The sequence below is a fragment of the Arthrobacter sp. efr-133-TYG-118 genome, from assembly GCF_030209755.1.
Classification (GTDB): domain Bacteria; phylum Actinomycetota; class Actinomycetes; order Actinomycetales; family Micrococcaceae; genus Arthrobacter.
The window spans coordinates 37,143-58,383 of the sequence record NZ_JARVRH010000043.1 but is presented as its reverse complement, the minus strand read 5'-3'; the positions used below and the strand labels follow the sequence as shown (position 1 = coordinate 58,383).

17 protein-coding genes, 1 tRNA gene and 1 pseudogene are annotated in these 21,241 nt (G+C 63.4%); 7 read left to right on the top strand and 12 right to left on the bottom strand.

The window, feature by feature from the left end; all coding sequences use genetic code 11:
- Window positions 1–93 precede the first annotated feature (93 nt).
- Window positions 94–918: a trehalose-phosphatase gene (gene otsB, locus QRN59_RS24180; RefSeq protein WP_284984968.1), complete on the bottom strand. Its 825-nt coding sequence runs from the start codon at window positions 916–918 to the stop codon at window positions 94–96.
- Window positions 908–2,398, bottom strand: coding sequence for an alpha,alpha-trehalose-phosphate synthase (UDP-forming) (locus tag QRN59_RS24175; RefSeq protein ID WP_284984967.1), 1,491 nt, complete (start codon window positions 2,396–2,398; stop codon window positions 908–910). The genes otsB and QRN59_RS24175 overlap by 11 nt, the downstream gene beginning before the upstream one ends.
- A gap of 179 nt (window positions 2,399–2,577) precedes the next feature.
- On the opposite strand from QRN59_RS24175, the gene QRN59_RS24170 reads away from it, so the two are divergent.
- Both QRN59_RS24170 and QRN59_RS24165 read left to right on the top strand, forming a co-directional pair.
- Complete coding sequence (locus QRN59_RS24170; protein WP_284984966.1) at window positions 2,578–3,456, top strand: DsbA family protein; 879 nt, start codon at window positions 2,578–2,580, stop codon at window positions 3,454–3,456.
- 209 nt (window positions 3,457–3,665) lie between these two features.
- Window positions 3,666–3,739 (top strand) — tRNA-Thr (locus tag QRN59_RS24165).
- 89 nt (window positions 3,740–3,828) lie between these two features.
- Here the strand turns inward: QRN59_RS24165 and QRN59_RS24160 are convergent.
- From QRN59_RS24160 to mobF, 3 genes are all read right to left on the bottom strand, one after another.
- On the bottom strand, window positions 3,829–5,043 hold the full coding sequence (locus tag QRN59_RS24160) for a site-specific integrase (RefSeq protein WP_284984965.1): 1,215 nt from the start codon (window positions 5,041–5,043) through the stop codon (window positions 3,829–3,831).
- A gap of 25 nt (window positions 5,044–5,068) precedes the next feature.
- Window positions 5,069–5,281, bottom strand: coding sequence for a helix-turn-helix domain-containing protein (locus QRN59_RS24155; RefSeq protein ID WP_234751373.1), 213 nt, complete (start codon window positions 5,279–5,281; stop codon window positions 5,069–5,071).
- A gap of 112 nt (window positions 5,282–5,393) precedes the next feature.
- Complete coding sequence (gene mobF / locus QRN59_RS24150) at window positions 5,394–8,966, bottom strand: MobF family relaxase (protein ID WP_284984964.1); 3,573 nt, start codon at window positions 8,964–8,966, stop codon at window positions 5,394–5,396.
- 400 nt (window positions 8,967–9,366) lie between these two features.
- Here mobF and QRN59_RS24145 point away from each other — a divergent pair, with 400 nt between their 5' ends.
- Entirely contained in the window at window positions 9,367–9,555 is a 189-nt protein-coding gene (locus QRN59_RS24145; protein ID WP_284984963.1) for a hypothetical protein, read from the top strand.
- Between the two features lie 46 nt (window positions 9,556–9,601).
- On the opposite strand, the gene QRN59_RS24140 is transcribed toward QRN59_RS24145, so the two are convergent.
- Window positions 9,602–10,384 (bottom strand): IclR family transcriptional regulator, encoded by a 783-nt coding sequence (locus QRN59_RS24140; RefSeq protein WP_284984962.1) that lies wholly within the window; start codon window positions 10,382–10,384, stop codon window positions 9,602–9,604.
- 446 nt (window positions 10,385–10,830) lie between these two features.
- On the opposite strand from QRN59_RS24140, the gene QRN59_RS24135 reads away from it, so the two are divergent.
- From QRN59_RS24135 to QRN59_RS24120, 4 genes and pseudogenes are all read left to right on the top strand, one after another.
- Window positions 10,831–12,204, top strand: a complete 1,374-nt coding sequence (locus QRN59_RS24135) for an MFS transporter (RefSeq protein ID WP_284984961.1) — start codon at window positions 10,831–10,833, stop codon at window positions 12,202–12,204.
- A 41-nt stretch (window positions 12,205–12,245) separates the two neighbouring features.
- Window positions 12,246–13,007 (top strand): SDR family NAD(P)-dependent oxidoreductase, encoded by a 762-nt coding sequence (locus QRN59_RS24130; protein WP_284984960.1) that lies wholly within the window; start codon window positions 12,246–12,248, stop codon window positions 13,005–13,007.
- Window positions 13,004–13,429, top strand: coding sequence for an RbsD/FucU domain-containing protein (locus tag QRN59_RS24125; protein ID WP_284984959.1), 426 nt, complete (start codon window positions 13,004–13,006; stop codon window positions 13,427–13,429). The genes QRN59_RS24130 and QRN59_RS24125 overlap by 4 nt, the downstream gene beginning before the upstream one ends.
- 275 nt (window positions 13,430–13,704) lie before the next feature.
- Window positions 13,705–13,905, top strand: a pseudogene (locus QRN59_RS24120) (transposase); the annotation flags it as partial.
- A gap of 28 nt (window positions 13,906–13,933) precedes the next feature.
- On the opposite strand, the gene QRN59_RS24115 reads toward QRN59_RS24120, so the two are convergent.
- The 6 genes from QRN59_RS24115 to QRN59_RS24090 form a co-directional block, all read right to left on the bottom strand.
- Entirely contained in the window at window positions 13,934–15,490 is a 1,557-nt protein-coding gene (locus QRN59_RS24115; RefSeq protein WP_284984958.1) for a glycoside hydrolase family 32 protein, read from the bottom strand.
- Window positions 15,487–16,557 (bottom strand): ATP-binding cassette domain-containing protein, encoded by a 1,071-nt coding sequence (locus QRN59_RS24110; RefSeq protein WP_284984957.1) that lies wholly within the window; start codon window positions 16,555–16,557, stop codon window positions 15,487–15,489. The genes QRN59_RS24115 and QRN59_RS24110 overlap by 4 nt, the downstream gene beginning before the upstream one ends.
- Window positions 16,554–17,516 carry an ABC transporter ATP-binding protein gene (locus QRN59_RS24105; RefSeq protein WP_284984955.1) on the bottom strand — a complete coding sequence of 321 codons (963 nt, stop codon included), beginning with the start codon at window positions 17,514–17,516 and terminating at the stop codon, window positions 16,554–16,556. Before QRN59_RS24105 ends, QRN59_RS24110 begins: the two co-directional genes overlap by 4 nt.
- Window positions 17,513–18,439: an ABC transporter permease gene (locus QRN59_RS24100; protein ID WP_284984953.1), complete on the bottom strand. Its 927-nt coding sequence runs from the start codon at window positions 18,437–18,439 to the stop codon at window positions 17,513–17,515. Before QRN59_RS24100 ends, QRN59_RS24105 begins: the two co-directional genes overlap by 4 nt.
- A gap of 10 nt (window positions 18,440–18,449) precedes the next feature.
- A complete protein-coding gene (locus QRN59_RS24095; protein ID WP_241708015.1) occupies window positions 18,450–19,427 on the bottom strand; it encodes an ABC transporter permease in 978 nt (325 codons plus the stop codon).
- 127 nt (window positions 19,428–19,554) lie between these two features.
- Complete coding sequence (locus QRN59_RS24090) at window positions 19,555–21,231, bottom strand: ABC transporter substrate-binding protein (protein ID WP_284984952.1); 1,677 nt, start codon at window positions 21,229–21,231, stop codon at window positions 19,555–19,557.
- Between the last annotated feature and the right edge of the window lie 10 nt (window positions 21,232–21,241).

Sequence of the window (21,241 nt, the reverse complement as noted above, 5' to 3'; positions counted from 1 at the left end):
GGGAGACTGAGTGACGCCGCACGGTAGTTGTGCGCCACATCACCACCAAGAGTATGGCAGTAGCCCGGGTTATTCGCCTAAATGTTACGAATGTCACATGTGAGATGAGTCTCCCGAGACTTCGCGGCGACGCTCGCGAAGGACCGCCTCCAGGAGTTCGGCGACGTAGACAGGGGCCTCGACGCGGAACTCGGCCTGGGTGAAATCCAGCCCGACCTTCACCCCGACGTCGCCGGCGCCAAGCCTGGCGATCGCGTCCTCGTCCGTCACGTCGTCGCCGGCAAAAAGGATTCCGGTGGCGGAGGTGGCCTGGCGCAGGAACTCGACCGCCTCGCCTTTGGAGGAATGCACCACGGAGGTCTCGAGAACCCGCTTGCCGTTCTTGAGGAAGACCCCGGGCCGGCCTTCAAGGACCGCCCGCGCGGCCGCGACAGCGTCCTCCGCCACGTCATCGGCGGCGCGCCGGGTGTGGAGTACGACGCCGGCGGGCTTGTCCTCAAGGACGGTCCCCGGAGCTTCCTGCGAGATTCCGGCCAGGACCTCGCGGACTTCGGCGAGGAGCTCCCTTTGGGCGTCGTCGAGCCGAAGCTCCGCCGAGCCGGGGCCCATCCAGGCCTCCGCGCCATGGCTGCCTATCAGCAGCGTGGCCTCAGGAGGCGAGGCGACCGCCCGGAGGCTGGCCAGTGCCCGCCCGGAGATGAGCGCCGTCGTCGTCCTCGGAAGTTTGGCGAGTTCAGCGAAAGCGGCGGCTGAGCGCCGGAGTGGGCGCGCGGCGTCGGCGTGGTCCACGATCGGGGAGATGGTGCCGTCAAAGTCCATGGCCACCAAAAGGTGCTCGGTGCCCGCGATCCTGCGGACGGCGTCGAGCAGTTCGGGCGGCAGGCTCAGCGGGGGAGTGGCTGCTGTCTCAGGAGTCATCGCGCACCACGATTTCTGCTAGGGCCGAGAGGAACTCGGCGGACCAATGATCGACGTCGTGGTCGAGGATTTGCTTGCGCATGGACTTCATACGGCGGCGGGATTCGTTCGGGGGCAGGTGCACGGCCCTCATGATGGTGTTCTTGAGCCCGTCGATGTCGTGCGGATTCATGAGGAGTGCTTGCTTGAGTTGATCGGCCGCGCCAGTGAACTCACTGAGGACCAAGGCGCCCGTGTTGTTGGTCCGGGCTGTGACATATTCCTTGGCCACGAGGTTCATGCCGTCGCGCAACGCCGTCACCAGCATGACGTCGGCCGCAAGGTACAGGGCCACCATCTCCTCAATCGGGTAGCTGTGGTGGAGGTAGCGAACGGCCGTGTTCTGCATCGTGTCGTAGCTGCCGTTGATGTGGCCCACGGTGCCTTCAATTTCCTCACGCAGGAGCCTGTACTGCCGCACGCGCTCGCGGCTCGGGCTCGCCACCTGGATCAGCGTGGCGTCCTCCACGGTGAGCCGTCCTTCCTTGAGGAGTTCCTCGAAGGCCTTCAAGCGGTGGGGGATGCCCTTGGTGTAGTCGAGGCGGTCCACGCCCAGGAGGATCGTTTTGGGGTTGCCGAGGTCCTGGCGGATCTGCCGGGCACGCTCGATGATGTCCGGGCGCCCCGCGAGTTCGCTGATCTGATCCACGGCGATGGAGATCGGGAAGGCCTGAGCGCGGGCAATATGGGTGATCCGGCCATCCGGTCCCTTGACGTGGATCTGTTGCTGTTTGACGCTCGCGCCAATGAAGCGGCGTGCCGAGCGCATGAAATTTGCCGCGTCACTGGGGCGCTGGAAACCCACCAAGTCAGCGCCGAGCAGGCCTTCGATGATGGCCTGGCGCCACGGCAATTGGGCGAAGATCTCCGGCGGCGGGAACGGGATGTGGTTGAAGAAACCGATGCGCAGGTCCGGGCGAGCCTGGCGCAGAATGCTCGGCACGAGCTGGAGCTGGTAGTCCTGAACCCAGACAGTGGCTCCGTGGTCCGCATGCTGGATGACCGCGTCGGCGAACCGCCGGTTGACCCGGCGGTAGCTGTCCCACCATGTTCGGTGGAACTCCGGAGGGGCAATGACGTCGTGGTAGAGCGGCCAGAGGGTGGCGTTGGAGAAGCCTTCGTAATAGAGCTCAACATCGTCCGTGCTGAGGTCCACGGGAATCAGGTCCATGCCTCCGTGGCTGAAGGGCTCCAACGCTTCGTCCGGGGCGCCGTGCCAGCCCACCCACGCGCCGTCGGTCTTGGTCATCATCGGCGCGAGGGCAGTCACCAGGCCGCCCGGAGAGCGGCGCCAACCTTCCTCGCCGTTTTCCCCGTCATCGCTCGTGTAACGGTCTACTGGAAGGCGGTTGGAGACCACCATGAAATCGTGTTTCCGGGCCTTTGGAGCCTGATTGCCTTCGGGTGCGCTGTCGATTTTTTCGCTTGCCGTTTCTTGCATTGCTGCCCCTTGGAGTTGCTTGTGACTCATCTCCCACCCTACCGGCGGGAATCATCAAGGACACTTGCTCGTTCGTCAGACTGGAGTCGAAGACCCCAGCAAAGCTGGCAGTCTTCTCCCGTAAACTGGCCCCGTTGCCATTGCTACAACCAACGCCGTCGATCAATCACGAGGAACTGATGAGCCCCGCAAACGAACCACGCCTGTCCAAGGCAGAGCGCACCGCCCAGGCCCGCGAAAAGGCCCGCGAGATCCGCGAAGCTCAGCTGAAGAAAGACAAGCGCAATAAGTTGCTCATCGGATGGGGCATCGTGGTTGCCGTCGTGGCGATCCTCGCGGTCATTGCCCTCGTGGTCACCCAGAACATTGCCAACAATGCCCCGATCGCCGATCAGGGCCCGACGCCGGCGAACGCCAACGCGCACGGCGGCGTGACGCTGCTGAAGGGCACCGATGTGACGAAGGTGGCCGCCGGCACCGTTAGCCTGGCGTCCCTGCCGTCAGCCCCGGCCACCGCACCCACCACCGTGACTGCTCCCGGCGCCGAGGCTGAAGCTGGCAAACCGGTCAAGGTTGTGGCCTACATTGACTTCATCTGCCCGATTTGCAAGAACTTCGAGACCACGTACAGCCAGCAGCTGACCCAGTTGCGCAACGACGGCAAGATCACCCTGGAGTACCGTCCGTTCGGCTTCCTGGACGCCAGCTCCAGCACCAACTACTCGTCCCGCGCCGCCAACGCCGCAGCGTGCGTGGCCAACACGTCGCCGGACAAGTACTCGGCACTCGTGGACCTGCTGTACGCACAGCAGCCCGCCGAGGGCAGCGCAGGCATTTCGGACAACGACCTCAAGAAGTTGGCCACCCAGGCAGGATCGGCCAATATCGACTCTTGCATCGACAACAAGACCTATCGGCCGTTCGTCAAAGTGGTCACCCAGGAGGCCAAGAACATCGGGATCTCCGGCACGCCCACCGTCTTCGTCGACGGCCAGCCGTGGGACAACAAGTCGGACTTCATGACCGTCCTGAATGCGGCTATCGCGGCGAAGAAGTAGTTCTCGGATTTTGACGGACGCCTGGCGGAAGGCGGCACTCGCTGTATGGCGGCGCGGTGCCGCACCCGCCGTCGTACGACGGCGGGTGCCGCACCGGCAGGCGCGGCGAGGGTCGCACCGGCCGGCGCCCGCGGAATTTCCGTGGGCGGGAGGTCTTGGGCTACCCTTATCTAGCGCTCGCGCGTACTAGCTCCGGTTTGCCGGGGCGCGCCTCCTTAGCTCAGTTGGCCAGAGCACCGCTCTTGTAAAGCGGGGGTCGTCGGTTCGAATCCGACAGGGGGCTCTTAGTTTGGCTCTGAGCTGCGGGTATGTTGATTCTGGTCAGAGCCATTTGAACTTTTTGGCTCCGGACTCACCTTTAACTCACCTAAATCAGATTTGGAGACCGGTCTTGCCAGGCGCTCCTGGTCCCCCGTTGGCTGCGTCAAAGGCGCCGAGCACGGCCCGTGTGTCGATCGCTTCTTTGTATTCCTCGACGTAGTGCTTTCGGGTCATTGACACCTTGGAGTGCCCTGCCTGGTAGGCGGCCGTTTCGGCGCCCATGGTCCGTGCGATGAGAGTCGCGTTGGCCTTGCGGAACGTTTTGAACGTCACCCACGAGTATCCGATTTCGTCTGCCGCTTTGCGCCAGGTCTTGCCGACATTGTTCGGATCGCACACCGTTCCTGTGGATGAGGGAAAGACCAAGTCCAAGGGATTCCCAGTGGCGTTGCTGCGTTGCCTGAGCTGTCGCCTTCGAAGCGACTCGGCGAGATTTGGCGGTATGGTCACGTAGCGGAATCCGTGCTCGGATTTTGGGTGGTCTTGAATGGTGACACCCCCGGTGGAAGTACGGATGACTGTGGCGTGGACATGGACGGTCGGCGGATCTGCGTCGAGGTCGACATCAGGCCAGGAGAGTGCGAACAGTTCGCCTGGGCGTAGGCCTGTGGTGATGAGGACGTCGGCGATTTGGTGGAGTTCCTGGGACCTCGTGCGGCCAAGCACCGATCCCTGTTCCCAGGCAATGAGCTTGGTCCTCAGATCCAGAAACTGTTCCGGATCCAGAGCTTGAGGCTTTGCCGCCCGACTTCTCGGGATGGAGATTCCTAGGACCGGATTGATGCTCACAGCGTCGTGGCGCAGCGCAATTTTGAACATCGACGACAACACGGCCCCGCAAGTGCGGGCCGTAGCCGGGCCGGCCGCGTCGACAACATTTCGAATGAAGTGATCCACGACGCCTGGTGTCGTCTCTCCAATGCGGACAGAGCCGATTCCAGGCAGAATGTACTTCTTGACGCTGAAGGCGTACTTGTCTTTGGTCCGCGATGCCTTGTCCGAGCGTTGCAGCTCTGCCAGATAGACCTCTGAGAGGTCGCGGATCTGGTCTGTTGCGCTGATGAGGGCGTTGCCTTGGGTCTGCCTTTTTTGCAGTTTAATTTGGAGATTTCGCCGTGCCGCTGCGGCGGATGGTCCGCGGGCTTCGATTTTTCGCGTTTGCCCGTCGAGGTCCCGGTATCTGGCCCGTGCACGCCAGCTTCTTGCTGTTGCCCGGTCAGTGCGGATGAGACCCCATGTTCCCAGGGGCAGTGGGTACCTGCTCATTTATCGCGTGCAGGTTTTGGGCCGGTTACGGCTCTGCGTGCAGCGACAGCCAGGCAACGAAGTCGCTTTGCCTGATTCGCAGGTGCCTGCCGATGCGGTATGCGTGTGGCCCGATGTGCTTGGCCCGCCACTGGTAGAAGGTCTGTTCGGGGATCTGTAGCTGTGCGCAGATCTCCTTCGGGGTTAGCCACTGTTGGTCAACCTCGACGGGCTGGTTGCGATTTGGCGTCGTCGTCATTGGAGTCTCCGTGGTCTTGGTCACCTGACATACGGTCAGGCTCTGTTCCCACTTCATGGGGGACAAAGGTGCAGACGGCATGACCGTGCGGAGGAGCAGAGTGATCTTGATGTCAGAGCTGCCAACCGACAGTAATGGGGCTGATCTGTGGGGAGATCGAATCTTCCAGCCATGGACCGGGTTGTTGTTGCCGGTTGGCTTGGGACGAAGCCCGGTCGGCAACGCGCTTGAGGTGTTCGTACTGCGATGACTGTTCCCAATCGTGGTCTGCCGGTGCAGGTCCCAGAGGGAGGGGTGAGTCGTCGATACCCCAGCGGTCCCTATAGATGGCAACCCTGGCGACCAGGCGGGCGGTGTCTGTCGCCGTCACGTTCGGCGGGAGCGTTTGGAGGAGTTTTCGTTTCCATTCAGTGTCCTGCGTCAAAGCGGCCGACGCGACTTGCTTGGCCCGCTGCCTGATCTTATGGGTTACTTGGTTGACCATGTCAGCGAGGTCGGGCCGGTTGGTATGAAGTGGTTCGGGGATGACGGCACGGTCGCTGGCCGGTATGCGGGATGAGAAGTCGACGAGCCGGGCGTGCAGAACCGCTGCGACGTCCTTTGCACCGCCGCTTGTTTCCAAAGCGGCCGTGACAATCCGCTGAGCCCCGGGCCGGCTGGCCGCGGTCGCTCGGCGCCAGGCTGCGACGGCCGCGCCCCACGAGGGGGATTGTTGCAACACCTCATCAATCTCCGGAGTGCGCGCCTTGATGAACCTTGTCAGGTCTTCGGCGGCTGCGATCTGGGCGAGGTAGTCGTATTCGGCGCTGAGCCGGTCGAGCGTGGCGGCGGTGGACTGTTCGGCGTCGCGGACTTCGTGGGCGGTTCGTTCGGCGCCTTCTGCCGCGAGCACTTCGGCGAGGATCTCCTGCCATTGCGGTTGCAAGGAGGGGTCCAGCGGTTCGTGGTCGGTGGGGTCGTTTTCGCTGACGTACGCGTAATTGGCGCCGCGTCCGCGCGTCATGCTGACGTAGAGAAGCTCACGTGTGAGACGTCCTTGGGTGACGACAGTGTGGCCGGTGTCGACCGTGATTCCTTGGGAGCGGTGGGCAGTGGTCGCGTATCCCAGTTCCACGGCCGACTCGACATACTCGCGGTGCAGTGTGACGATGGCGCCGGTGTCCCTCCGGACCGCCACCAGGGAGCCGTCGCGCTTGACGGCACGCACGACGTTGAGCAGCGTGCCGTTGCGGATGAAGTCACCGTTGCTGTCGGCAACGGTGCGGTCGTTGCGGCGAGCGATGACCGTGTCACCGCGCCCGGCACACAGCGTGTCCCCCAGGAGTACTTTCTGTTCGGCGTCTACAAGACCCTGGATCACGCGGTCCGCCTGGGCTCGTTCGTTGAGCATGCTGACGGTGTCGTTGTCGGCGGCAATAAGGATGGACGACCTTCCCCCACGGATGTCGGACTGCCACTGCAGATATGCCTGACCGACCATGTCCAGATAGGTTCCATGCCGGATCCGTTGATGCTGCTCGTAGTCGCTGATGGCTGCGACGTCCCCGGCACGGAGCTTCAACGAGGCATCCCGCTCCCAGGCGTTCTCGAAGCGCCAGATGGTGCTGAGCCGCGCGGTCTTGCCCTGCCGGTCCAGCCAGCCGAGGACACCGCCGGCGTCGATGGCATCCAGCTGCCCGGGATCGCCCACCAATAGGACCTTGGCCCCGGCATCCCTGGCCTGATGCACCAGGGCTGACAGCTGAAGGGTAGACACCATCGAGGCCTCGTCGACGACAACCAGCTGGTTCGAATGGAACCGCCACCGGTCCTGCTCGGCGGAGAGCCAAGCGGCTTTCTGTGCGAGCAGAGCGGTCTGCGGGCTTGACTTAGCCACAGGATTGGTGAGCCGCCGCTCTGCATCGAAGAACCGCTCAGCCCGGCGACTGGCCCCCTCACCGGCGGACTCGTACAGCCATTTGGCGACGTTCTCCGCGACCATGGACAGCTCCCGCCCGAGAACCTCGGCGCTCGCCGCCGCGGGCGCCAATCCGACTACGCTGCCGGGCCCGAATTCTGCTTCCCAGGCTGCCTTGATTGCACCGAGGGCGGTGGTCTTGCCTGTACCGGCGGGTCCGACGACGGCGTCGAGCCGGTTTCCGCTTAGCAGGATCTCTGCAGCGGCGGCCCGCTGGTCGTCGTGCAGCCCGAATTTGCCGTGGTGCTGGTAGCCGGCGAGTTCATCCATGGCGACCATTGGCCGGATGGCGGGGCCGCCGGCGTCGTTCCTTGCTTCCATGACGGTCTCCTCGCACGCGAGGGTGGTGGTGTCGGTGTAGAGGCGGGACCCGTGGAAGTCGAAGACGCTCCGCTTGCCGAGCCGGAGATCGGGCTGCGCGTCCGCGGGGACGCCGTAGCGGTAGTCGTTGAGCGGGACGGATTGGGTTTCGGCGGCGGTGGCGACGGCGTCGATCACGGCGTTGCGATCCTCCGGTGTGTGGCAGCGGATCGCGGCGCAGACCCGTTCGGCCTCGGCGAGGAGGTTCCAGCGATTCCAGGTGGCGCGCTTGGTGGCGACCCGCTCCCGGGTGAGCGACGCGACGGCGTCCACCCACTCGGCGGTGAAGTCGCACGAGCGGAAAGGGGCCGTGCGTGACCGCCGGACGGTGTTGGCAAGAACTAGGCGGGGGTCGAAGCCCTTGGCTGCCGCGCGCGCCTGCCACTGTGCGGAGAGTTGGTGCAGGGGCGCGATGGTTTCGGTTTTGGGGGTTCGTGTGTTGAGAGTTGCCTGCTGGCGGAGTTTGATGGTGGTTGTCGCCGTTGGGGAAGTGCCGTGGTCTGTGGTCCATGTGGCTACGAGGCGGTCGGTTTCCTGATCGATGAGGCGGGAGCGGTGGGAGAATTCGTGGATCAATGTGTTGTGGACCCCGGTGAGCTGCGGGCTGGGGTTGTGGGTGGTGGCTGCGGGCTCGCGGATGTCGGTGTCGGTCCCGAGGTGGTGGTGGAGGGAGTCGAAGAGCAGCCCGTTATAGTGCTCACTGGCAGCAACCGCGGCCTTGTAGAGGGTCCGGGAGTCGAGGGTGACCCAGGCGCCGTCGGTGATCCGCTGGACGCGGTTGGCGATGACCAGGTGCGTGTGCAGCTGCGGGTCGCCGGCGCGCGACTCCCAGTGGTCAAAGGCGGCGGCGATGGCGCCGCGTGTGCCGATGCGGGCAACGCCATTGCGTCCGGATCTTGTGTGGATGACGGACTCTTCGAGCCATTCCAGGGTGGCGGTGACGGCGTCGTGGTGGTTCTGCAGGATCTGGTCTTGGAGGCTCCGTGGGCTCAGTGCCCAGAGCACGGAGACTGATTTGGGGACGCTGAAGGTGAGGTCGAATCCGGCGACAGCGCGGCGCGTGCCGGCTTGTCCCTGGCTGTTTTGGACGAGTGTGGGTTGGCCGTGTGGGCGGCCCAGGGGAGCGCCGGTGTCCGGATGGACAGTTTCGTCGAAGATGGCTTTGGCATCGGTTTCGGTGACTGGGTCGCCGCTGGCGCGGTTGATGCCTTGCAAGCCGGAGCCGAGCCAGCGCCCTTGGGGTGTCCCTGCTTTCATGTAGTAGGTGGTCGCGTCCGGGGGAGTGGGCGAGGCGTCGTCCATCATCGTGGTCTTGAACAGGTACCTCAGACCCGACTGCGCGGAGAGCCTGGCGATGGACATGGTCATGGCCGTCTCCGTATCCGCCGTCGGCGGTCTCGCTGCCCGTTGCCGCAGCTCGTAGAGCAGAATCGCTGCGAGGTGCGAGACTGTTCGAAGTCTTGACCACATTCACCGCAAGTCTTCCCATTCACGATTCTTCATCGGGGTGGCATTACGTCGCGACATGACGTGCCGTGAGACGGCGCTCACGGCGACGACCTTTGGTGCCAGAGGTGTAGCTGATGCGGAAGTATCTTGCGCGGGCCGAGGGGTGAGAATTGTGGTGCCGCTTGGCGACGTCTATTCACATTGGTGCGGGTGAGCCCGTAGAGGTGTATGACGCGGGGTCCGAGCGCGACGGCCTAGAGAGCTGGATGCTCGCCGCGCCAGATGGGCGGCCCCTTCGCAGGCAACTCTTAGGGACATCGTGGCCGATTACCTCGCCAGGCACGGTCCTTTCCCGGACGGCATGAGTGTCGAGGTCGCGCGCCGGGACGGCTCTGGCTGGGAGCCGGTCGTCGTCATGGAGCGACCGGACACCGATGAATGGACCGTCGAGTACGACGTCGGCACCCCGGCTTGGCGCGATCACAGCGATCTGCGTCCACGCCGTTAACAGTCGTTTCCGCCGGGTCCATCCGCTGCCGGTGATATCTGTTCGGTCATCCCGTTGCTTTTGCCCATGGCGGTACGGTCTCGCCTTTAGGCTTCCAGCCGAGCTCGAGGGATATGGACATGGTTGTCGCCAGAAGGTCTGGAACGCTGCGGCGGAGTTCATCCAGGCCGGTCTTCTCCCGGAATGTCGTGATTGAGATCGCGCCTGCTACCCGGTCTGCGTGATCCCAAACGGGTGCTGCGATGCAGTTCGAGACGATGTCGAACTCGCCGTTGTCCTCAGCCCATCCGCGTGCGCGTACCGTTTCAAGTCGTTTCACGAATTCGCTCCTGGAAGTGATGGAGTTGGGCGTCCGTTGTTCGAATGTGGCGTTGTCCAGGATGGCTTCACGGCGGGTGTCATCGATGAACGCGAGAATGGCCTTACTAACCCCGGCTGTGTGGATCACTACGAATCCGCCGATTCTTGTGTTCAGGCTGATGGATTGTTCGGGTTCGACCTTATCGACGTAGACAATGCGGTTTGCTTCCGGCACAGCGAACTGAACGGTGTGCCCTAGCTGTTCGCTGAGCCGGACAATGTGGGGGTGTACGACCGACCGGAGATCGAACTGTTCCAAGGCTGACTGTGCCAGACCGGCCAGTCTGAATCCGACGCCGAAATTTCCGCGCTCGTCCGTCCGTACAAACCCCGCTTCGATCATGGTCTGCAGGATCCTCGATGCCGTTGTCCGGTGAACCCCTAGGTCCGCGGCGATGTCCTTAAGCGTCCGCGGGTGTTCACTGCAATATTCCAGAATTTGGATTGCCCGGGCTACCGTCTGCGACATGGTTTCTGCTCGATCCTGTGTTTTGGTGGTCGGTCGGGAATTACGGTTTATCAGTTGATCAGGTTTCCCAGTTTAGACAGCAGGGCACTTGACGTTGGCGGTGTCACGGGGTTTCGGAGTGTCTGAAGCATGCCCGCCAGCCAGGTCTGGCCGCCTGTCGCTGCCCTTTGCCCTGGGCGCCGAGGACGAACACCAAGTTTGTGCCCGGGAGCATCCCGCATCACCCCTCTCGCCTTGGTGCAACATGTGCACAACATGCGTATAAATCTACGTTTCTCGCCCGGCGACGGTCAAGGCGAATCGGGCCATCCCGCCATGGCCGTGGAATATTCTTGCGCATCCCTTGCACTACATGTGCATATGATGCACACTATTCCTTGAGCACGACCAGTCGCGGGATCGCCAGATGATCCGAGGCGGCTTTGAATTAAGCCAAAGGAGTCTTGATGAAGACATTGATTTCAACCAGGCAGCGCCCGGCCCAGCTCACATTTGGGGAGCTTGGAGACCGGACCCTGGCAAAGGTACGTCGCAGGATCATCCCGGTGATCTGCGTTCTCTACTTCGTCGCATTTTTGGACCGGAACAACGTCGGTTTCGCCAAACTGACCATGAGCGCAGACATCGGGCTGACTGCCTCGGCCTACGGCCTTGGTGCCGGTATTTTCTTCATCGGGTATGCGCTGTTCGAAATCCCGAGCAATGGAGGGATGTACAGGTTCGGGGCGAGGAAGTGGATCGCCCGGATCCTCGTCAGCTGGGGGATCTGCGCCGCAGCTATGGCACTGGTCAACGGTGAGACGACGTTTTACGTCATCCGTTTCCTGCTCGGAGCTGCCGAAGCCGGTTTCTTTCCAGCCGTTGTCTTCTACCTCACCCTCTGGTTCCCGGCGGCACAACGGGTCACCGTATTGGGGCTGTTTATCCTCGCACAACCGGTCTCCAACGCCATCGGCGCCCCTCTCTCCGGTCTTCTGCTGAACCTGAACGGGGTACTTGGACTCCACGGATGGCAGTGGCTGTACATCGTTGAAGGCATACCTGCAGTCATCCTGGGAATCATCGCCCCCCGTTTGTTGACCGACCGACCCGAGGAGGCCCACTGGCTCCGTCCGGACGAACGCAACTGGCTGAGCACGACCATGGCCAACGAGCTGGCGGAGAAACAGCGCGGCGGTTCACACAGCTTCCTCGACGGGCTGAAGGACCGACGCGCCCTCGTATACGCGTTCCTGAACTTCGGTATGGTCTGCGGCATCTACGGCTTTGGATTGTGGCTCCCCACAGTCGTCTCAGGACTTGGCAAACTCGATCCCGCCCAAGTCGGCTTCATCGTCGTCATTCCCTACGCGGCCGCAGCTTTCTTCGTCTTCTACTGGAGCCGCCGGTCGGACCGCACCGGCAAACGCGCAGCCCACGCCAGCATCAGCATGCTCATCGCAGCGTTCGGGCTGACGGGAGCCGCGTTCCTCCTCCCGGTCAACCCGGTCGCAGCACTGGTATTCCTGACGATTGCCGCCATGGGCGTGTTCTCCGCCACCGCACCCCTACTCTCCATGCCATCAGCCGCCTTGGGCGGCGCAGCCGCGGCAGCCGGACTGGCGCTGGTTAACTCCGTTGGAAACGTCGGAGGATTCGTAGCTCCCTACGCGGTGGGACTGCTCAATGACGCCACACACAGCAACCTCGCGGGCCTGCTCTTCCTGGCCGGCTGCCTGGTGATCACGGCAATCGCAACGTTCCTCTACGCCCGGAACCGACCCGAAGGCACAGCCGCTCCCAGCGCCGTCGCCGCAGCCGAACTCGCAAAAAGCAATTAGCCACAGCCGGAGAACCTGCCGGCATGAAAGGAACAAATATCGTGTTTGAACAGTCACTGCGCGGAAAGACCGCTCTGATCACAGGCGGAGGCACAGGCATAGGCCAAGGCATCGCCCTCGCCCTCGCCAAGGCCGGAGCCAGAATCGCAATCACCTACAACAATCACAAGCCCGGACAGGATTTCGCCGACGACGTGGAACGCCACACGGGCTATCCCCTCACCTCCCTGCAGCTGGATGCCACCATCGAAGCTGAAGTCCAGAAGACCGTCGAGGCCCTCGGCCGCGACTTTGGACGGCTGGACATCCTGGCAAACAATGTCGGCGGCCTCATCCAGCGTTCCGGCATCGGCGACATGGATTTCAAACTCTGGAAGCAGGTTCTGGCCGTCAACCTGGACAGCACATTTCTGATGACCCACTTCGCCCTGCCCCTGATGAACGAAGGCGGGAGCATCATCAACATCGCCTCGCTGGCAGGACGCAACGGCGGACACGCCGGGGCGACAGCCTACGCCACATCCAAAGCCGCTATCTTCGGCTTCACCCGCGGGCTCTCAAAAGAGCTGGCGTCATCCGGTATCACGGTCAATGCCGTCGCCCCCGGCTTCATTGAAGCGACACCTTTCCACGACAACTTCACCACCGAGGAATCCAAAGCCGCCACAGTCCAGACAATCCCGATCGGAAGGGCAGGCGTTCCCGAAGACGTAGCCGGGGCGGCATTGTGGCTTGCCTCCGAGCATGCGCGCTTCGTCACGGGCACCGTCGTGGACATCAACGGTGGACAGTACTTCGCATGATCACCGGACAGCTGACGCATCCACGCATCATCTCCGCACTGGCGGCCGCCGGCCACGGTGCAACAGTCCTCATCGCAGACGGACACTATTCAGCAGCGACCGCAGTCGGACCAAACGCAGAAACCGTCCACCTGAACCTGCAGCCGGACTTTCCAACAGTGCCCCAGGTCCTGGCCGCCGTCCTCGGCACCGTCCACATCGAAAAACTGACGCGGATCACCCCCGCCGAAGACGCAACTCCGTGCCTCGTTCATGCAGAGATTGATGTCCTAATGCCCGAAGGCACCGAAACGGAGTTCGTTGACCGACTCGAATTCTATGAACTCGCCAGGTCACAGAACCTTGCCTTGTGCGTCGTGACTGGCGATTCGCGGCGGTTCGCGAACGCACTGCTGACCGTGGGCGTACTCCTAAAGGGCTAAACCCTGCCGGACCCCTGACGCCATGACCAGAAACGCTTTCGTGCGGCATGCAACCGGACTTTTCAGGCTCCAGTCGCTCTGCACTTGGGAACGATCGGGTGACCGTGCCGGTCACAGGCAGCGGCTGCTGTGCCCGGCGCGGGGTCTTCCTGCCCCTAATGAAAATTGGGTGCCCGGCACCATCTCATTTCTATGCCGTGGGACGCCGGGATGCGTCCTCCGGAGCTCAACGAAAACTTGCAGAACGGAGCCGACGCCGTGTCAGGTTACCCTCCAACCGATTCATCAACGCCCGAGCCCTGAAGGCCTATGCGGGCTCAGCCCCAATTACGCGGGCCTCCGGGAAAAAGACCTACGTCGGCCGACGATTCGTCAAGAACCACCGGCTCATGAACGCTGGATTCCTATGGGCCTTTGCATCGCTCAAATGCTCATCAGGGGCCTACGAACACTACCGACGGCGCCGAACAGCTGGCCCAAAGGCGGGAGAGGTCGGATCCTGAGCTAGGGGAAGAGGTTCCGAGCTCCTCCAAAGATCTCAGCCATGGTCCAGGCATCGAAAGAGAGCAGCCTCACGGTACCTTCGGCGGTCAGACTCACGTGCTCGCCGGCCAGGGTCGGGTAAACGCGGGCGGTGAGCGGCTTGCCGTTGGCGAAAATTTCGACGGCGGACCGGTCCACCAGGACGCGCAGGTGCACCCGGCCGTCGGGCATCGGGAGTGGTCCGGCCTTGTCGTCGACATCAACGGTTGGATCGAGGCTGCTCTGAGTACGGTCGAGGCGGAGTGTGCCTTGGCTGCCGCCTTCCGTGGTCCGGCGCAGCTCGATCACTGTTTCCTCCTTGGAACTGCCGGAGACGCCATCGTCAGCTGATCCCAGCAAGCCCAGCCGCAGCACGGCACCAGGCTCGAGCTGCACATCCAGTTCGAGGTCCAGTTGGTTGCTGGACACCCCGGTCGTCATAGGTGCCCCGGGCACCAATTCCTGTACCGGCAGGCCGACGTGGTCCCGGCGCAGCTTCTCGATTTCAGGCACGGGCGCGAACACCAGGGATCCGTCGTCGGCCAGGGTGGTGACGCGCGGCAAACTCATGACGCCCGACCACCCGGCCTCGATCATCGCGGCATTGCTGCGGCCTTCCTGAAGCCAGCCAAACATGATGCGTCGGCCGGACTGATCCTGGAAGGACTGTGGCGCGTAGAAGAACCGTCCTCCGTAGTCGAGCCGATGCAGCCCGGTCGGCTCGAAGGTGTTTTCCGAATAGCGGCCGGTCCAGTACAGCGGGTGTCTGGTGTCGCCGTTGTCCCATGCGGAAAAGACCAGCACGTCGGGCGCGTCGCCAGAAGTAGGAACCGTACCCAACGAGCCCCCGCCTGCCCGAAACAGGTCAACGCATTCCCACATGGTCCCGGTCCAGTCGGTATCGGCAGGATCGCCCTGGGAGGCGTCGCCGATGAACAGGGGCCCGACGTATTCCCAGGAGCGCAGGTCGCGGGACTCGTACAGGAACGCAGTTCCGCCGCGCCCACGGATGCCCGATCCCACCAACTGCCGCCAGATGGAACCCTCGCGCCAGACGCAGTGATCACGATACGCCGTGATGTCCACGCCGGCCGGTGGAGCTGCGATGACCGGGTTCTGAGGAATTTTGCTCCAGCTCAGGAGGTCTGCGGATCCGACGGCAACGCAGGGCAACTCCTGCTCGCCCAGCCGTCCCGAGTACACCAAGGTGGGTGTTCCGCCGTCGTTCACCAACACCCCCGACCAGCAGCCGTCGGCGTCCGGACCTGCGGAAGGTTCCAGTGCCACCGGCTGGTCCGTCCAGCGGACGAGGTCGGTGCTGGTGGCGTGGCCCCACTGGATGCGGTGGTGGAAGGCGCCTTCGGGGTTGTACTGGTAGAAGAGGTGATAGGTGCCGTTCCACTGGCTCACGCCGTTGGGGTCGTTCAGCCAACCGGCCGGGGACACGAAATGGAAGCGCGGCCGAAGGGGGTCCGCATCGGCGCGGGCAATCAGTTCGTCCTGGGGAACGGTGCCGAGTGGGTGCGTCGATTCAGTCATGCGGAGGCCTTGTTATCGGTAGGTTCAGTTGCCAGGGCGTGGCCGCCGGCTCCAGCCTGCGGGCGGTAGAGGTGGCAGCGCACCCAGTGGCGGTTTTCGGGGTCGCCCACACCGTGGCGAACGGGTTCCTCGGCCGAGCAGGCCTGGTTTGGGTCGCCGTCGAAAGCGCAGCTGGTCGAAGCCATCACAGCCTGCCGCAGCTCGGCCCGGCGGACGGGATCGTAGGAGCCCGCCCTGGCCGGATCCGGGACGGCTGAGACCAGCAGTTGCGTGTACGGGTGGGCCGCATTGGCCAGGAGGTCCAAGGACTCGCCCTCTTCAACGAGCTCACCGGCGAACATCACTGCCGTCCGATCCGCGAGGTATCGGGCCGAAGCGAGGTCGTGTGTGATGTAGAGCATGGAGATTCCCTGCTCATCGCGGAGTTTGCGCATCAGGTTCAGAACACCGATGCGGACCGAAACATCCAGCATGGAGGTGGGTTCGTCAGCGAGGATGACCTGTGGTTCCACAGCCAAGGCCCGGGCGATCGCGACTCGCTGGCGCTGCCCGCCAGAGAGCTCGTGCGGGTAGGAGTTCAGCATGTCGGCCTGCAGGCCTACGGTAGTCATAAGCTCCTCGAGTCGCTGCCGTGTCTCTGTCTCGGAGCTGCCGCCCTTCCGGTGGATCGCCAGCGACCTCCGCAGGAAATGCTCCACCCTGTGGGCAGGATTCAGCGAGCCGAAGGGATCCTGAAAGACCATCTGCAGTTGGGAGCGGAAGGCGCGCGATGCCTGGAAGCGGTCGCGCTTGAGGACGTCGACGCCGTCGATCAGGATCTCCCCGGCGCTCGGTCGTTCCAGCCGGGCAACGCAGCGGGCCAGGGTGCTCTTACCCGACCCGGACTCCCCCACGAGGGCCACGATTTCTCCGCGGCCAATGGCCAGGTCAACGCCGTGCAGGGCCCGGACCGACTCCCGGGAGAACAAACCACCTAGAGGGAAAGACTTTCCTAGTCCGCGGACCTCGAGGGCCGCAGCTTCTGTGTCGGCGGAGGGGCGCCGGGATGACAGCACAGCGGGGCTCATCGTGCGGCTCCTTCCATGATGGCGGTGTCAACCGCTGAAGCGTCGGCACTGACAGGTGCCACGAAATGGCCGGGTGCTGCTTCGGTGAGGTCGGGGATGTTCCGGAACTTCACGCCGTCGGGCAGTCCGGTCAGCGGAACCCGCGGACCGGTGAGCGGTGGGAACGCACCCATGAGGGCCTGAGTGTAGGGGTGGCGGGGGTTGGCGTAGACGTCCTGGGCTTTCGCGGTCTCCACGATCCGGCCTCCGTACATCACGGCCATGCGGTGCGAGAGCTCCACCATGAGGGACATGTCGTGGGTGATGAAGAGGACGGAGAATCCCAGTTCGCGTTGGAGTTCCTTGATTTGGGCCATGATTTCTTGCTGGACCACCACGTCCAGGGCCGTGGTGGGTTCGTCGAGGATCAGCAGCGACGGCTTGAGCGCTACGGCCATCGCGATAACCGCACGCTGGCGCATGCCGCCCGAAAGCTGGTGCGGGTAGGACTTGAGTCGAGCGGGGTCGATCCTGACAAGTTCCAGCAGCTGGCCCGCGCGTCGGAGGGATTCCTTGCGGGAGTGGCCGGCGTGTGTGGTGAAGATGTCCACGATCTGCTCGCCGATGGTGAGCACCGGGTTGAGCGAGTTCATGGCCGATTGGAAGACCATAGCGACGTCCTGCCAGCGGAACCGCCGCAGTTCCTCCGGGCTCATGGCCAGGACATCCTTGCCGCCGAAGGAGATGCTGCCGCCGGCGATCTTCGCGGGATCCTTCAGGAGGCGCATGATCGAGTTGGCGATGGTGGACTTTCCACAGCCGGACTCGCCCGCCAGCCCGAACACCTCACCGGTGCCGATGCTGAAGGAAACACGGTCGACGGCGGTGGTGGAGCGGGTGTCGCCGATGTACTTGACGCTGAGGTTCTTGACGTCCAGGACGGGCTCATGGGAGCCGAAGGAAACTTGGGAGACTGTCACTTGGCGGCGCTCCTTTCGGTATTCTTTGGGGTTTTGATCTTCCGCAGCCGCGGATTAGTGACCTCGTCCACGGCATAGTTGATGAGCGCCAGTGCGAACGCGACCAGCGCGATGCAGACACCCGAGGGAACGAAGACCCACCAGCTGCCGGTCAGGAGGGCGCCCTCGTTGCCGGCCCAGAAGAGGTTGTTCCCCCAGGAAACGGTGCTCACGTCACCCAGGCCAAGGAACTCCAGGCCTGCCTGGGCGCCGATACCGTAAATCACGCAGCCGAGCAGGGTTCCCATGACGATCGATGCCATGTTCGGGAGGATTTCCCGGAACATGATCCGGCCCGCCCGTTCGCCGGACACCACGGCCGCGGCCACGAAGTCCTTTGAGCGGATGGACAACGCCTGGGAGCGCAATACACGTGCCGACCCGGCCCAGCCGGTGACCACGAGCACCAGGATCACGGTGCCCAGCCCGGGCGGAAGGAAGGCGGCCAGGATGACAAGGAGCGGGAGTCCGGGCAGGAGCAGGAAGACGTTGGTCACCAGGGACAGTGCTTCGTCAATGAATTTGCCGAAGTATGCCGACGCCAGGCCCACCAAAATGCCGATGAAGGTGGATCCGAAGCCCACAATCAACCCGACGAACAGGGAACTGCGGGAGCCATGGACAGTCAGGGCTAGTACGTCCTGACCTTTGGCCGTGGTGCCGAGCCAGTGCTCGGGAGACGGTTCCAGCGAGGCCATCGCGGTGATCCGCGATGGGTCTCCGGGGAACAGCACGGGGGCCAGCAACGCAAGCGCGATGAACACGAGCATCACGATCATGCCCACCAGGGCCTTCTTGTTGGTGATAAGTCCGTGGACGAAACTGCGGTTAGGCTTGCGGGCAGCTGTGGGCTCAGTGGGCTTCTTGAGAATTGCGGTTGTCATGATGGGTCCCTCAGTTGCTGCGCACACGCGGGTCGAGGCGGACGTAGAGGATGTCCACCAGGAAGTTCGCCAGCAGCACGGCGGCGGTGATGGTCAGGAACAGCCCCTGCATAAGCGGGTAGTCGAGGCCTTGGACGGCGTTAAGGAGTTGGTAGCCGACGCCGGGATACGCGAACACCACCTCGGTGAGCATTGCACCACCGACCACGAAGCCCAGGCTCATGCCGAAGCTCGTGACCGACGGGAGCATCGCGTTGCGGGCGGCGTAGCGGAGCATGATGCGGCCCGGCCGGAGGCCCTTGGCCTCGGCCATGGTGATGTAGTCCTCGGCGTTCGTGGCGATCATGGTGTTCCGCATGCCCAGCATCCAGCCGCCGATGGACACCAGGACGATCGTCAGCGCCGGCAGCACAAGGTGCGCGCCGACGTCGCCGATGAACTCCCAGGTGAAGGCGGGCTCCAGTCCATCCGTGAAAGCGTGGCGGATGGGAAACCAGCCCAGCACTACGCCGAACAGGTACAGGGCTCCCATGGCCAGCCAGAAGTACGGGAAGGATCCAATGAAGATCAGGAGCGGTGGCAGGGCGGAGTCGATCGCGCCGCCGCGTCGCCAGGCGGCCAGGATGCCGAGGAGATTGCCGATGATGGCGGCGAACACCAGGGCGGTTCCGCCCAGCAAAAGGGTCCAGCCGATCTGGCTGGCGATGACCTCGGTGACCGGGGTGGGGAAACGCGAGATGGAGACACCCATCTGGCCGGTCAGGATGTTGTGCATGTAGTCGACGTACTGTTCCCAGAGCGGCCGCGTATCCACTCCGAGCATCTTGCGCAGGGCTTCGATCTGTTCGGGCTGCATCTTGCCCTGGGTACGGGCGAACATGCGTGAGACGGGGTCTCCCGGCATGAAGCGCGGGAGCAGGAAGTTCAGGGTGATGGAGGCCCAGAAGGCGATCAGGTAGAAACCCAGGCGGCGCAGGATGAAGCGCACGGTTGCTCCGTTCGGGAAAGGCGGGGTCCGGGACGACAGTGGTCCCGGGCGGGAAAGATGAGAAGGTTCCCGGCCGGTGGGAACCGGAATGTGGCAACTGCAGCCACCGGCCGGGAACTGGTGCCGGCTACTTGCGTGGTTCCAGAGTGGTCAGGACCAGGACCGTGGTGGGGGAGCGGTCAGAGAGCGTTGCGTAGGGGTTGTCTTGAGTGGGCCATCCCGTGAAGTGAACGTCCGTGTAGTCGCCCCATTCGGGGCCGGAGAACAGTGGAACCGTCGGGGCCACCGCGTTGTATTCCGCCTGAAGCTGGCTCGCGATCTGCTTCTGTGCGGCTTCGTCGCCAGCAGCAGCGAACTGCTGCAGGAGATCATCGGCCTTTGGATCGCCGAAACGGTGGTAGTTCTCGGTGGCCTTGGCGCCCACCGGCTTGACGGTGGAGGTGCCCATGGTGGAGCTGAAGTACTTGAACGGGCTGGGGTCGTTCGCGCTCCAGACGATGCCGGTGTCGAACGTTCCCTGCTCGTAGCCGGAGACGACGGAGGCCCAGTCAGGGGAGTCCACCTTGGCGGTCACGCCGATGGCCTGGAGGTTCTGGGCGATCACGTTGGCCACGGAGAGCCAGTCGGAGGAGCTGGCGCCCACGGAGATCTTGAACTCGAAAGGCTTGCCGTCCTTGAGGGTGCGTTTGCCGTCCGCGCCCTTGGGGTAACCGGCTGCGTCGAGCATCTTGTTTGCTTCGTCGACGTTCATCTTGGTCCAGGTGCAGTTGTTCGCCACATCGGCGTTCTTCCAGCTCGCGTAGTTGCCGGAGAGGCCTGTGCAGTCGGCCGGGGTGGCGTATCCGCTCATGCCGATCTTGGTGACCTGGTCACGGTCAACCGCCATGCTCAGGGCCTTGCGGACCGTCGCGTCGTTGAACGGCGCTTTGCTGGTGTTCAACTGCCAGTTGATCATGGCGCCCGTGGGCGGGAACCAGAAGTGGCGGTGGTCCTTGTCCTTGGCGATGAAGGTCTTCTCGATGTTCGGGATGAACTGGGTGGACCAGTCCACATCGCCGTTGACGCTGGCCAGGTTGGCGGCATCGTTTCCGGACATTGCCAGCATTTTGATGCCGGCGATCTTCTGCTTGTCAGGCTGCCAGTAGTTCGGGTTCTTCTTCAGCACGAAGGACTGGGACTGAAAGCTGTCCACCTGGGTGTAGGGGCCGGTTCCTACGGGGTTGGCGTTGGTGTCCTTCGCGGGATCGGCGATGGATGACCAGATGTGCTTGGGGAGGATGGGGAGCTGCCCGATCTCATAGAGCGCGGGGGACCAGGGCTTGTTGAAGGTGAATGTCACCTTGTCGGTGCCCGACGGAGTGACGGAATCCAGGTACTCGAAGCCGCCCTTGAGCTTCTTCTGCAGCTGGAAGGTGTAGGCCACGTCATCGGCGACGAAAGGCTGCCCGTCGGACCACTTCACGCCGTCACGCAGGGTGAAGGTGACGGATTTGCCGTCCTTGGCAGCGTCCCAGGAGGCGCCCAGCCAGGGGACCGTGTTGCCTTTGGCCGGGTTGAAGACCATCAGGGGTTCGTAGATGGCCTGCTGGACCATGGGGTTCACAGTGGGGGCGAAGGGGTTGAAGTTACGGTCGAAGGTGCTCATGTCCTCGCGCGGGATGGTCAGGAAGGCGTTCGCGTTGGCTCCGGCGTCGGTGCCGGCGGACTTGTTGACGGTGGCAGCGCAGCCGGTCAGCAGCATTGCACCCACAGCCAGTCCGGCCGCTGCAATGCGGGCAGACCTCAAGAATCGGGGTTGTGTCATGATGGGTATC